The sequence below is a fragment of the Pseudomonas fortuita genome, from assembly GCF_026898135.2.
In the GTDB taxonomy this organism is placed as follows: domain Bacteria; phylum Pseudomonadota; class Gammaproteobacteria; order Pseudomonadales; family Pseudomonadaceae; genus Aquipseudomonas; species Aquipseudomonas fortuita.
Map to the genome: position 1 here is coordinate 4,592,415 of NZ_CP114035.2, position 11,894 is coordinate 4,604,308.

At 61.7% G+C, this 11,894-nt stretch carries 14 protein-coding genes; 4 read left to right on the forward strand and 10 right to left on the reverse strand.

Going from position 1 to position 11,894, the window contains the following annotated elements; translation table 11 throughout:
- Positions 1–24: 24 nt before the first annotated feature.
- The 8 genes from OZ911_RS20965 to OZ911_RS21000 form a co-directional block, all read right to left on the reverse strand.
- A complete protein-coding gene (locus tag OZ911_RS20965; RefSeq protein ID WP_016488461.1) occupies positions 25–765 on the reverse strand; it encodes a flagellar basal-body rod protein FlgF in 741 nt (246 codons plus the stop codon).
- Positions 766–925: 160 nt separating this feature from the next.
- Positions 926–1,108, reverse strand: a complete 183-nt coding sequence (locus OZ911_RS20970; RefSeq protein WP_024717754.1) for a hypothetical protein — start codon at positions 1,106–1,108, stop codon at positions 926–928.
- Between the two features lie 74 nt (positions 1,109–1,182).
- A complete protein-coding gene (gene flgE, locus OZ911_RS20975) occupies positions 1,183–2,505 on the reverse strand; it encodes a flagellar hook protein FlgE (protein WP_016488463.1) in 1,323 nt (440 codons plus the stop codon).
- Between the two features lie 28 nt (positions 2,506–2,533).
- The gene (flgD, locus tag OZ911_RS20980) at positions 2,534–3,235 is read right to left on the reverse strand and encodes a flagellar hook assembly protein FlgD (RefSeq protein ID WP_016488464.1); all 702 of its coding nucleotides are present in this window, start codon (positions 3,233–3,235) and stop codon (positions 2,534–2,536) included.
- 12 nt (positions 3,236–3,247) lie between these two features.
- The gene (flgC, locus tag OZ911_RS20985) at positions 3,248–3,691 is read right to left on the reverse strand and encodes a flagellar basal body rod protein FlgC (RefSeq protein WP_024087485.1); all 444 of its coding nucleotides are present in this window, start codon (positions 3,689–3,691) and stop codon (positions 3,248–3,250) included.
- Between the two features lie 2 nt (positions 3,692–3,693).
- The gene (gene flgB / locus OZ911_RS20990) at positions 3,694–4,104 is read right to left on the reverse strand and encodes a flagellar basal body rod protein FlgB (RefSeq protein WP_016488466.1); all 411 of its coding nucleotides are present in this window, start codon (positions 4,102–4,104) and stop codon (positions 3,694–3,696) included.
- A gap of 367 nt (positions 4,105–4,471) precedes the next feature.
- Positions 4,472–5,299, reverse strand: a complete 828-nt coding sequence (gene cheR, locus OZ911_RS20995; protein ID WP_023047020.1) for a protein-glutamate O-methyltransferase CheR — start codon at positions 5,297–5,299, stop codon at positions 4,472–4,474.
- Positions 5,300–5,350: 51 nt separating this feature from the next.
- Positions 5,351–6,280 (reverse strand): chemotaxis protein CheV, encoded by a 930-nt coding sequence (locus OZ911_RS21000; protein ID WP_016488468.1) that lies wholly within the window; start codon positions 6,278–6,280, stop codon positions 5,351–5,353.
- Between the two features lie 76 nt (positions 6,281–6,356).
- Here OZ911_RS21000 and flgA point away from each other — a divergent pair, with 76 nt between their 5' ends.
- The 4 genes from flgA (at position 6,357) to OZ911_RS21020 (ending at position 8,926) form a co-directional block, all read left to right on the forward strand.
- Positions 6,357–7,109, forward strand: coding sequence for a flagellar basal body P-ring formation chaperone FlgA (gene flgA / locus OZ911_RS21005; RefSeq protein ID WP_016488469.1), 753 nt, complete (start codon positions 6,357–6,359; stop codon positions 7,107–7,109).
- A 162-nt stretch (positions 7,110–7,271) separates the two neighbouring features.
- Entirely contained in the window at positions 7,272–7,586 is a 315-nt protein-coding gene (gene flgM / locus OZ911_RS21010) for a flagellar biosynthesis anti-sigma factor FlgM (RefSeq protein WP_023047021.1), read from the forward strand.
- 49 nt (positions 7,587–7,635) lie between these two features.
- Positions 7,636–8,103: a flagellar protein FlgN gene (locus OZ911_RS21015; RefSeq protein ID WP_016488471.1), complete on the forward strand. Its 468-nt coding sequence runs from the start codon at positions 7,636–7,638 to the stop codon at positions 8,101–8,103.
- 79 nt (positions 8,104–8,182) lie between these two features.
- Positions 8,183–8,926 carry a flagellar brake protein gene (locus OZ911_RS21020; protein ID WP_023047022.1) on the forward strand — a complete coding sequence of 248 codons (744 nt, stop codon included), beginning with the start codon at positions 8,183–8,185 and terminating at the stop codon, positions 8,924–8,926.
- Between the two features lie 152 nt (positions 8,927–9,078).
- Here OZ911_RS21020 and OZ911_RS21025 read toward each other — a convergent pair whose 3' ends face one another.
- Positions 9,079–10,419 (reverse strand): MFS transporter, encoded by a 1,341-nt coding sequence (locus OZ911_RS21025; protein ID WP_023047023.1) that lies wholly within the window; start codon positions 10,417–10,419, stop codon positions 9,079–9,081.
- Between the two features lie 128 nt (positions 10,420–10,547).
- Positions 10,548–11,789 (reverse strand): glutamine synthetase family protein, encoded by a 1,242-nt coding sequence (locus tag OZ911_RS21030; protein ID WP_175444023.1) that lies wholly within the window; start codon positions 11,787–11,789, stop codon positions 10,548–10,550.
- Positions 11,790–11,894: the final 105 nt, after the last annotated feature.

Below are 11,894 nucleotides of genomic sequence, written 5' to 3' on the forward strand. Positions count from 1 at the left end.
TTTACGGCACCCGTTCAAAAGTGATTAGCCGATTTGCAAAACCCGAGCCATGGCTTCGTCGCCTTCCTTGGCCGTGTTCATCATCTTGACGTGCAGTTCGAACTGGCGAGACAGCGCCAGCACCGAGGTCATTTCCTCGACAGCATTGACGTTGCTGCCTTCCAGGAAGCCCGACACCACCCGAACGTTGACGTCGGCATCGGCCGGTTGGCCAGAAGCGGTATGGATCAAGCCATCCAGCCCTTTTTGCAGGCCTTTGGTGTCTGGGTTGACCAGCTTGATCCGGTCGACCTCGGCCATCACGCGGGGGTCTTCACCCATGGAGCGAATGCTGAGGGTGCCGTCGGCACCCACCTCAACCTTCTGCTCTGGCGGGATGGCAATCGGGCCACCGTTGCCGATCACCGGCATGCCGTTGCCGGCACGCAGCACGCCGAGGGCGTCGATGTTCAGGCTACCGGTACGCACGTAGGCTTCGCTGCCGTCCGGGGCCTGCACGGCAATGAAGCCCTTGCCGGTCACGGCGACATCCAGGTCACGCCCCGTCTCGACCAACGGGCCCTCGCTGAAGTCGGTGGCCGGGCGTTCGGTCATGGCAAAGGCCCGCGCCGGAAAGCTGTCGCCGAACACCGGCATCGAACGGGCCTGCTCCAGGTCACGCTGAAAACCGTTGGTGGAAATGTTCGCCAGGTTGTTGGCGTGGGCCTTTTGCGCCAGCGCGTTCTGGCTGGCGCCGGTCATGGCCACATAAAGCAACTTGTCCACAGTATCTCCTCTGCGCGTCGCTGCCGCGCTGTCACTGGCCAGGTCCGAAGCAATAATCGAACCAAGTCTGAAACCGCCTGTTTACAGGGGCTCCAGCGCAGCAAGGGGCAACAAACGTCAGTTTGTCGGCGGAAGTTTGCCGCCTGCGGCAAGGGCGTGCTCAGAAGGTGCGGCAAGCGGCGTTGTTGTAGGGGCCGGAATGGCGTACCCAGCCCTCGCCCGGGTTGTTGGCAGAGCACAGGTAGCGGCCGGTGGCCAGGCTTTGCCATTGGTAGAACGGGGCGGGAGCGGCCGAGAGCGGCAAGGCCATGGCCAGGAGGGCGGTGAGCATTAGCCGTTTCATGGGCGTGAACCTTGAAGAACCTGGGGCCGCTTTGCGGCCCCAATTACAGACAAAACCACACTAGCAGGCGGCCATCAGGTCATCTGGATGATGGTCTGCATGATGGTGCTTTCGGTGGAAATGGTCTTGGCGTTGGCCTGGTAGTTGCTCTGCGCCTTGATCAGGTTGACCAGCTCACCGGTAAGGTCGACGTTGGAGTCTTCCAGCGCACCGCCAGTAATCTGGCCCAAGGTACCAGTATCCGGGGCGCCGATCACCGGCACACCCGAGCCATAGGATTCTTTCCAGCTGGTGCCACCCACCGGGGTCAGGCCCTGCAGGTTGGCAAAGTTGGCGATCGCCACCTGGCCGATCACCTTGTCCTGGCCATTGGTGAAGTTGGCGAACATATTGCCGCTTTCGTCGATGGTCAGGCCCGAGAGCTCACCCGTGGCAAAGCCATCCTGGCTCTTGGCAGTGGTGGCGGAGGCTGCGTTGTACTGGGTGGTACCGAGCATGTCCAGGTTCACCCCGGCGACGTTGGCGGTAGCGCCGTTGGCGCTCCACACACCGGCGGCGTTCTTCTGTGCCGGGATCCAGTTGTCGAGGGTGAAGGTCTTGTTGGCCGCGATGGTCATGCCACCGGCCACCGGGCCTGCCGTCATCGAGGCAGAATCCAGGGTGCCGTCAGACTTGAACGGCAGATTGTTGGCCAGCGGCGTGGTCGAGGCCGGGTTGGCCGGGTTGCGCCCGTCGATGGTGGTGTACATGGTCCAGGAGTTGCTGGTGGCGTCCTTGACGAAGTACTGGTTCAGCTGGTGCGCGTTACCCTGGCTGTCATACACGTCGGTATTGAACGTGTAGTTATAGGTGCTGGTATTGGTCGGATCGAACGGCGTCTGGCTGGGCGCAGTCGCAGTGGAGTTGAGGTTGACGTTCTCGGAGATGCGCCCGGTCGGGTTGGGCGTCAGGTTCGAGGTGTCGATCTGCAGGTTGGTCAGCACGCCCTGGACGATCTTACCGTTGGCATCCACTGCATAACCTTGCAGGTTGGAGCCCGACGAGTTGACCACGTAGCCGTCCTTGTCGCTGTAGAAAGCACCGGCACGGGTGTAGATCTTCGAGCCGTTGTCGTTCATCACGAAGAAGCCGTTGCCATCGATGGCCATGTCCAGCGCCTGGCCGGTGCCATTGATGTTGCCCGGCGTGAACAATTGCGACACAGCGGCAGTCTTCACACCCGTGCCGACCACGTTCTTGCCGGCACTGGTGCCGCGGATGGAGTTGGAATACTGGTCGGCGAACTCGGCGCGCGAGGACTTGAAGCCAGTAGTGGCAACGTTGGCAATGTTGTTGCCGGTAACGTTCAGGGCCTTGTTCGCTGCATAGAGGCCGCTAAGGCCGGTATTGAAAGACATGTGTAACTCCTGTCGTTTTGCTCAGGCCCTAGATGCCGATGCTTTGGATTTTGGAAAGCGCAACACTGCCCAGCCCAGCCAGGTTGAGCGTCATCTCAGAACCGTTGGTGCCCATGGTCACACTGGTAACGGAGGCCGGCAGGTTGGTGGTCATGGCCGTGGCCTTGCCGTCGATCGAAGCGGTGGCCTTGAAGGTGTAGGTACCGGCTGGCGCCGCTTCGCCGTCGTCGTTCAGGCCATTCCAGGTAAAGTCGACCTTGCCGGCTTTCTGGGTACCCAGGTCGAGGGTGCGTACCAGCTTGTCATCCTTGTCGTAGATGCCCACCGAGGTGGCGGTGCTGGACGACGTCAGGTTGACCGTGCCTTTCATATCCTTGCTGGTGTCGACCACAGCCTTGTCGGTCTGGACAATTACATTGCGCCCGACCAGTGACGAGGCCTGCAACGCCTGGGAAGACTGCAACCCTGCCGCGATATAGGTCACAGAATCGTTCAGCGACTGCATGCTCTCGAGGCTGCTGAACTGCGCCAGCTGCGCCACGAACTCGCCGTTTTCCTGTGGATCGAGCGGGTTCTGGTTCTTCATCTGGGTAACCAGCAACTGCAGAAAAGCATCTTTGCCCAGCGCGCTGCCGGCAGCGCCGGTGCTGCTGTCGGTCTTCGACGTCTGCTTCTGCAGCGAGGTCAGGTACGCGCTGCTGACGTCAGAGGTGGAATTGGTGGTGGTCATGTCGGCTTCCTATCACTGCCCCAGGGTCAGGACTTTCTGCATCATGCTCTTGGCCGTGTTCATCAGCTCGGCGTTGGTCTGAAACGCACGGCTGGCGGAGATCATGTCTGCCATCTCCTCGACCACATTGACGTTCGGGTAATAGACGTAGCCGTCCTTGTTCGCCGCCGGATGATTGGGCTCGTAGCGTGCTTCCAGGGTGCTCTGATCCTCGACGATGCCTTTTACCTGCACGCCCTGCCCTGCTTCGCCCTGGTCTTCGAACAGCGACTGGCTGCTGCCGGCTTGCGCATCCTGGAAGGTGGTGGCGAACACGGGGTGGCGGGCGCGGTACGTCTGGTCGATGCTCGAAGAAACGGTTTCGGCGTTGGCAATGTTGGAAGCGACGGTGTTAAGGCGCGTGTTCTGCGCGCTCATGCCGCTACCGGCAATATTGAAGACACTGGAAAGGGACATGGTCATTCTCCCCGCAGGGCCGATACCAGCCCTTTGAATTTGCTGTTGAGCAAGGTGAAGCTGGCCTGGAAGCCAATGGCGTTTTCGGTGTAGTTCGATTGCTCGATCTGCGCGTCCACGGTGTTCTGGTCGATCGACGGCTGCAGCGGCGTGCGGTACTTGAGGGTATCGTCGGCTGCGATGGCGAGGCCTTCGGCTTCGATGTGGCGGCTATTGGTGCGGTCCATGGCGAAACGGCCGCTTTGCTGCTTGTCGCTTTCGGCGGCCAGCACAGAGGCGAAGTCCATGTCACGCGCCTTGTAGTTGGGCGTGTCGGCGTTGGCGATGTTGTTGGCCAGCACTTCGGCGCGCTGGGCGCGGAAGCCCAGAGCCTTTTCGTGAATACCAAGCGCCTTGTCGAAGCTGATGCTCATGTCGGGGAAACCTTCGGAGGTTGACCGGAATATCGTTGAGCAAGGTATAGCAAGGGCTGTGCCAACCCATGCAAAGCCCGCAAATACGGGGCTACGAGGCGCAGTGCTGTCAGGGTGATGCCAGAAAAGCGGCAAAGGCCTTCCGCCCACGGCGGCGAAAGCGGCAATTGCCGGGCGGCAAATGCGGCAAATCAAAAAATTGACGTCAGGGATTTTCCTGTGCCGGCCCCTTCGCGGGTAAACCCGCTCCCACAAGGACCCGTGCAAGGCCTGAGGGCGGCACCGAACCTGTGGGAGCGGGTTTACCCGCGAAGAGGCCGGCACATACAGCAAAAAGGCCGGCAGCTTTCGCTGCCAGCCTTCTTGATTACTTGGCCTGGTAGATGATCCCCGGGCTGCACTGGACCATCTGGTAATGCTCCGGCAACCCGTTCAGCGCTTCCGAAGCACCAAGGAACAGGTAGCCCCCCGGCTTCAAGGTGCTGTGAATGCGCAGCAGGATGTCCCGTTTCACCTGCGCCGAGAAGTAGATCAGCACGTTGCGGCAGAACACGATGTCGAACTTGCCCAGGGCGGCATAGCTGTCGAGCAGGTTGAACGAGCGGAACTCGACGCGGCTGCGAATCGCCGGCTTGACCGCCCAGCGCCCCGGCCCCTTGGGGTCGAAGTAGCGCTGCAGGCGCTCCTGGGACAAGCCGCGGGCGATGGCCAGGCTGTCATACTCACCGGTCTTGCAGTTGGTCAGCATGGTGCCGGACAGGTCGGTGGCAACGATCTGCGCGCCCATCTTCAATTGGCCAAGGTTGCTGCGCTCGAACTCGTCGATGGCCATCGAAATGGAATACGGCTCCTGGCCCGACGAACAGGCCGCCGACCACATGCGCAGGCGCTGGCCGGGGTTGTTGCGGATGAACTCGGGAATCACCTTGTTCTTCAGCACTTCGAACGGGTAGGTATCGCGAAACCACAGGGTTTCGTTGGTGGTCATCGCATCCACCACCTGCTCACGCAAACCACCGCGCGGCTGGGCCTGGATGCGTTGCACCAGTTCGCCCAGGCTCTTGATGCCCTGTTGCTCCATCAGCTTGTTGAGACGGCTGGAAACCAGGTACTGCTTATTCTCGCCCAGCAGGATGCCACAGGCTTTCTCCAGGAATACCCGGAACTGTTCGAAATCCAAATTACCCGTAGACACTCTTGCCGCCTCTTTTCAATCACTGGTGCCGGGGGCGTGCCCCCGGCTGCTTCAATGCGCTGCCTTGATCCGGTCGACCACCCGCTGGGCCAGGTCGTCCGGCTTGAACTTGGCCAGGAAGTCATCGGCACCGACCTTCTTGACCATTGCCTGGTTGAACACCCCGGAAAGCGAAGTATGCAGGCAGATGTGCAATTTTTGCATGCGCGGGTCGCTGCGGATCTCCGCCGTTAGCGTATAGCCGTCCATTTCCGGCATTTCAATGTCCGAGATCATCATCAGGAACTCTTCTTCCGGCTTTTTGCCCTCCTCCACCAGCTGGCGCAGGTAGTTCAGGGCCTGACGGCCATCATTGAGCGCCACCACCTCCACCCCCACGGTCTGCAGGCAGCGGCTGACCTGCTTGCGTGCCACCGACGAATCGTCCACGGTCAGCACCCGCATCAGCACGGCCTTGTCCTGCGTCTCGGCATCGATCACCCCGGCCGAGACCGACTCGGACGACGGCGACACTTCGGCCAGCACCTTCTCCACATCGATGATCTCGACCATGCGGTTGTCCACCCGGGTGACCGCCGTCAGGTAGTGGTCACGGCCGGTGCCCTTGGGTGGCGGATGGATCTCTTCCCAGTTCATGTTGACGATGCGCTCCACCGAGTGCACCAGAAAGCCCTGGGTCTTGGTGTTGTACTCGGTGATGATCACGAAGCTGTTGCGCGTCTCTTCCTGCAGCGGCCGCAACCCGGTGGCCATCGACAAGTCGAGGATCGGGATGGTCGCCCCGCGAATGTTGGCAACGCCACGCACCACCGGGTGCGCCTTGGGCAGCAGGGTCAGCGCAGGGCATTGCAGCACTTCCCTGACCTTGAACACGTTGATGCCGTAAAGCTGTTCGCCGTTGAGGCGGAACAGCAGCAATTCCAGGCGATTCTGCCCCACCAGCTGCGTGCGCTGGTTGACCGAATCCATAACACCCGCCATGCCAGACTCCTTATCTTTCAGCCTTTCGTTGCAACTCAGGTTACGAGTCGGCACGGGCTTTGCTTTTTTGAGCGTCATGCATACGAAAACGACATTTTTCCGACGATTGACGCGCCTGCTGACGGGCTCGCTGGCCACGTTGTGCCTGCTGGTGCCCGGCGTTCGCACGGTAGCGGACGCGCTCACCTTGCCTGAACAGCTTATCGGTGTCACCCAAGGGTTTCTTGAATTCACCGTCGAAGATTACCTGGCTACCACCCAGACCCCCGGCCGCTATGAAATCCAGGTCAACCCGCTGGACCCACGCCTGCGCATGCCGTTGTGCAGCCAGCAGCTGGACGCCTCGCTGGAAAGCCCTTCCCTGCCACTTGGCCGGGTAACGGTACGGGTGCGCTGCGACAGTGCGGCCCCGTGGACGGTGTTTGTCCCGGCCACGGTACGGCTGTTCCGCGACGTGGTGGTGGTCACCCGCCCGCTCAAGCGCGACAACACAGTGGGCGAAGGCGACGTGGCCCTGCGCGAGCGCGATGTCGGCACCCTTGGCCAGGGTTTTCTGACCGAACTGGACCAGGCGGTGGGCATGAAGATGCTGCGCCCCACGGTGATCGACCAGGTACTTACCCCGCAACATCTGGAGCAGGCCGAGGTGGTGCGCAAGGGCGACCAGGTGGTGATCATCGCCCGCAGCGGCAGCCTGAGCGTGCGCATGCCGGGCGAGGCCCTTAGCAAAGGCGGCCTGAGCGAACAGATACGGGTACGCAACCTGAATTCCAAACGGGTGGTCAAGGCCAGGGTGACGGGCCCGGGCCAGGTCGAGGTGAGCATGTAGCCCGCCACAGATTGCGCTGGCAGGGAGGAACCGCTTTTCCTAAACTGTGTCAGAGAACGGGTTGGCGAGCTTGCTGACAGGCGGCCAAGCATTTGTGCCTAAAGTTTCTTTCGGGCTGGCCGAAAACAAGGCAAGCGTCCAAATACCCAGAGGTTCCTGATCATGGTCATCGACTTCAGTCGTTTGAATAACTCTCCGTCCGTCACGGGCGGCGTGCGCGGCAACACCGCGGCGGGCAATGCCGAAAAACCGGCAGCCAGCCAGGAAGCGGTGAAAGACACCAGCGCCAGCGGAGAAGCGGTACACCTCAGCCAAGAGGCACAGCAGTTGCAAAAGATCAGCGACAAGCTGCGCGACGAGCCGGTTGTCAACAGTGCCCGTGTGGCCCAGTTGAAACAGGCGATCGCCGACGGCAGCTACCAGGTCGATGCCGGCCGGGTCGCCAGCAAACTGCTCGATTTCGAAGCCCAGCGCTGACCCTTCGGCGCGCTGACTTCACGGACGCTAGAAAAGCCAAGAGTTAGCCATGCACGACACCACCTTGCTGCAACTGATCGAAGATGACATTGCCCCGATGCAGGAACTGCTCGACCTTCTGAATAAAGAAGCGATCGCCCTGCATGGCCGCGACATGCCGCTGCTGGAACAGATCCTGGCGCGCAAGCAGTCGCTGATCATCTTGCTCGAGCAGCATGGCCAGCGCCGCAGCCAGTTGCTCGGCAGCCTGGGCCTGAGTGCCGATCGCACTGGCGTGCAGGCGGTAGCCGCACAATCGCCCCATGGCGACGCGATGCTGCAGCGGCTCGACATGCTGTCGAAACTGATGGACGACTGCCAGCAGGTCAACCAGACCAACGGCCGGATCATCCAGGTACAGCAACACGTCACCAACAACCAGATCAGAATCCTCATGGGCGGCGACTCACCGTCGCTCTACGATAGCCGAGGCAGCACCTCGCCGCTGGCCAAGCCACGGGCCCTCAGCCAAGTGTGATTTTTCTATCAAGGCACGGAACATACTGGCAAAATGCCGTTACTTGCGTGTGTCGCTTTTGCCTGGAGAACGATAAGCCGTGTTCAATGAAACCGAAGCCCCGCAACCGCCAAAGGTGCTGAACACCCCCTTGGAGATTGCGGCCAACTTGCGGCAGCTGCAGGAAAGCCACGACCCCCTGATCATCACCTTCCATGACCGCAGCCAGCGCTTCCAGAGCTATGTGGTGCACGTGGACCGTGAAAGCAACACCCTGGCACTGGACGAGATGATCCCGCGCGACGGTGAAAAATTCATCGAAAACGGCGAGCACTTCCGCGTTGAGGGCTTTCACGATGGCGTACGCATCGCCTGGGAATGCGACCACGCGCTGAAGATCACCGAAGTCAACGGCCACCGCTGCTACAGCGGTGCCATGCCGCAGGAGATGACCTACCACCAGCGCCGCAACGCCTTCCGCGCCGCGCTGAAGCTGTCGCAACTGGTCGACATCATTCTCGATGGCACCCACCTGAAGGGTAAGGGCGCCCTGCGTGGCAAGCTGCTGGACATCTCGGCCACCGGGTGCAAACTGCGCTTTGAAGGCAATGTCGAAGATCGCCTGCAGCTGGGCCAGGTGTACGAACGTTTCAAGGCGGGTAACCCGCTGGGCCTGGTGGACACCATGGTCGAACTGCGGCACCTGCACTATGAAGAGCGCATTAATACCACCTTTGCCGGCGTGCGCTTCCACAACCTGAGCGGGCAGGCACAGCGCAAGATCGAGAGCTTTGTGTATCAGCTGCAGCGTGAGGCGCGGCGGTTTGACAAAGACGACTATTGATCGTCGCCTGAATGCGAAAACGCCACCTGCTGAGGTGGCGTTTTCATTTGCGTTCTTCCTGCCGCGGCCTCTTCGCGGGGCAAGCCCGCTCCCACAGTGGTGGCGTCAAACCTGAGGCTATACAGTACCTGTGCGAAGAGGCCAGTGCAGGCTTATACCGACTTGCTGACCTCCTCCGGTTCAGCAGCCTGTTGCTCAGCACCTTTATCTTCTTCCTCGGTATCCTCAGCCGCCACCGGCGCCTGCATCACGTCCTGCACGGTCTGCTCATCCACCCGAGGGTCCAGCGCCGCCGACAAGGGCGAACCGGCTGCCGGCATCGCCACGTGGCCCAGCGGCGCATCCTGCACCTGGTGCAGCCCGGTAACCGCCTTCGGCCGAATGCGCCACACCAGCACCAAGGCGAAAAATACAAAGAACGCATACAGCATCTGCGCGCCCAGCATTTTCATCAGAACGCCCGCCGCCAATGGCCCGATACACGCGCCTACGCCGTAGGTGACCAGCAACATGGCCGTCAGCGACACCCGCCGCTCGCTTTCCACGTGGTCGTTGGAAAACGCCACCGCCAGCGGGTACAGGCAGAACTGCAGCAACGAAATCAGGAAGCCGAACCCGAACAGCAACTCCAGCGGCACACTGGGCAGTATCGCCAATGGCGCAGCGGCCAGCGCCAGGCCTATTGCCACGCTGCGGATCAGCACCGCCCGGTCGTAACGGTCAGACAACCAGCCCAGCGGCCACTGCACCAGCAGGCCGGCAAAAATGCAGCTACCCATGAACAGACCGATCTGCTCGGTCGTCATCCCTTGGCTTGAGGCATACAAAGGCGCCAGGCCGTAGAACGAGCCAACGATCAACCCCGAGCCCAATACCGTACTGAGCGACTGCGGCACGCGCTTGATGAAGAACTTCGGCTCCATCGGTGCCGGGCGCAAGGGTGCCGGGTGAATACGCCGGGTCATTGCCACCGGCACCAGGCACAGGGCAAAGCACATCGCCACCAGCATCAGCAGCTCCGGGCCAAGCTCAGGGTGCACCACCAGAATCAGCTGGCCGAGCACCAGCCCCAGGTACGAGGCGATCATGTAGCCGCTGAACACCGCGCCGCGGTGCTTCACATCGGCCTGCTCGTTGAGCCAGCTTTCAATGACCATGTACTGGCACATCATCCCCAGGCCGACGATCATCCGCAGCCCGACCCAGGCCGGTAGCCAACTGGTCATGCCATGGCCAAGTACCGCCGCGCCAACGATACCGGCGCAGGTGGCGTAAGCGCGAATGTGCCCTACCCGGCCAATCAGCCGGTGGCCGACCTTGCCGCCGACGGCCAGGCCAAAGTAGTTGGCCGCCATCAACGCACCCACCCACAGGCTGTCGACATGGTCGGCCGCCAGGCGCAGGGCCAGGTAGGTACTGAGCAGGCCAGAACCGATCAACATCATCAGCGCGGCGAAATACAACGACTGAAACGGCTTCCATACATTTCGCATACGTACCGAGAAGCTCCCTGATCAGGTGACGGTTGGGTGCTAGAAGCATACGGGCAAAAATTGTGTCGCGCAGGCCCCGGCAGCGAAATAGCGCTGCCAGGGCGTGTCCGGTGCAGGTGATGTCGCGATCAGGCCTGCGCCGCCAGCACCCGGCGCTCCCACGGGGTGATCTCGTCGAAGAAATCAGTCAGCTCCAGGGTTTTGCTGGCGATGTAGCCTTCGATGAACTCGCTGCCGAACAGTTCCCGTGCCAGCGCGCTGCGCTTGAGCCGTTCGAGGGCGGCATGCAGGGTACATGGCAGGCTCAGGTGCTCGGGCACTTCGAACTCGCCCTGGATGGCCGGCGATGGCTGCAGGCGCTGCACGATGCCGTGCAACCCGGCGGCCAGGCTGGCGGCGATGGCCAGATAGGGGTTGGCGTCGGCGCCGGGCAGGCGGTTTTCGACCCGCCGCGCTGCCGGTGCACTGGCCGGAATGCGCAGGCCGGCGGCACGGTTGTCCTCGGACCAGCAGGCATTGTTTGGCGAGGCATAGGGGTGGCACAGGCGCTGATAGGAATTGACGTTGGGCGCGAACAGCGCGGTGAAGTCGGCCATGCACGCCTGCAGGCCACCGATGAAATGGTGGAAGGTGTCGGTCGGCCGGCCTTGCTCGTCATTAAACACGTTACGCCCGCTGCCGGTTTCGACCAGGCTCTGGTGAATGTGCATGGAACTGCCAGGCGTGCGCGCCAACGGCTTGGCCATGCACACCACGGTCAGCCCATGCTTGAGCGCCACTTCCTTGAGCAGGTGCTTGAACAGGAAGGTCTGGTCAGCCAGCACCAGCGGGTCGCCGTGCAACAGGTTGATCTCGAACTGGCTGACGCCCATTTCGTGCATGAACGTGTCGCGCGGCAGGCCGAGCGCAGCCATGCAGTGGTACACCTCTTTGAAGAACGGTCGCAGGCCGTTGTTGGAGCTGACACTGAACGCCGAATGGCCTAGCTCGCGGCGGCCATCGCTGCCAACGGGAGGCTGGAACGGCTGCTGCGGGTCGCTGTTGGGGGCAAACACGAAGAATTCGAGCTCGGTCGCCACCACAGGCGCCAACCCCAGCGCGGCATAGCGGGCGATCACCGCCTTGAGCTGGCCCCGGGTGGACAGTGCCGAGGGCCGGCCATCCAGTTCATTGGCATCGCAGATGGCCAGGGCGCGGCCGTCGCTGCTCCAGGGCAGGCGGTGCACCTGGCTGGGTTCGGCCACCAGCGCCAGGTCACCGTCGTCGCTGCCGTAGAATTTCGCCGGTGGGTAACCGCCCATGATGCATTGCAGCAACACTCCCCGGGCCATCTGCAGGCGGCGGCCCTCCAAAAAGCCTTCGGCAGTCATCACCTTGCCGCGCGGGACGCCGTTGAGGTCGGGGGTGACGCATTCGATTTCATCGATGCCGTGAAGCTGAGCAGTGCTCATGACGCTTGTCCTTGTTGTTGTACG

Coding starts and splice junctions, on each gene's coding strand:
- OZ911_RS21025 (WP_023047023.1), bottom strand. CDS start 10,419: ATGCGAAATGTATGGAAGCCGTTTCAGTCGTTGTATTTCGCCGCGCTG.
- flgB (WP_016488466.1), bottom strand. CDS start 4,104: ATGAGCATCAGCTTCGACAAGGCGCTTGGTATTCACGAAAAGGCTCTG.
- flgA (WP_016488469.1), top strand. CDS start 6,357: ATGCATACGAAAACGACATTTTTCCGACGATTGACGCGCCTGCTGACG.
- OZ911_RS20970 (WP_024717754.1), bottom strand. CDS start 1,108: ATGAAACGGCTAATGCTCACCGCCCTCCTGGCCATGGCCTTGCCGCTC.
- OZ911_RS21030 (WP_175444023.1), bottom strand. CDS start 11,789: ATGACTGCCGAAGGCTTTTTGGAGGGCCGCCGCCTGCAGATGGCCCGG.
- flgM (WP_023047021.1), top strand. CDS start 7,272: ATGGTCATCGACTTCAGTCGTTTGAATAACTCTCCGTCCGTCACGGGC.
- OZ911_RS21015 (WP_016488471.1), top strand. CDS start 7,636: ATGCACGACACCACCTTGCTGCAACTGATCGAAGATGACATTGCCCCG.
- flgE (WP_016488463.1), bottom strand. CDS start 2,505: ATGTCTTTCAATACCGGCCTTAGCGGCCTCTATGCAGCGAACAAGGCC.
- flgD (WP_016488464.1), bottom strand. CDS start 3,235: ATGACCACCACCAATTCCACCTCTGACGTCAGCAGCGCGTACCTGACC.
- OZ911_RS21000 (WP_016488468.1), bottom strand. CDS start 6,280: ATGGCGGGTGTTATGGATTCGGTCAACCAGCGCACGCAGCTGGTGGGG.
- flgC (WP_024087485.1), bottom strand. CDS start 3,691: ATGTCCCTTTCCAGTGTCTTCAATATTGCCGGTAGCGGCATGAGCGCG.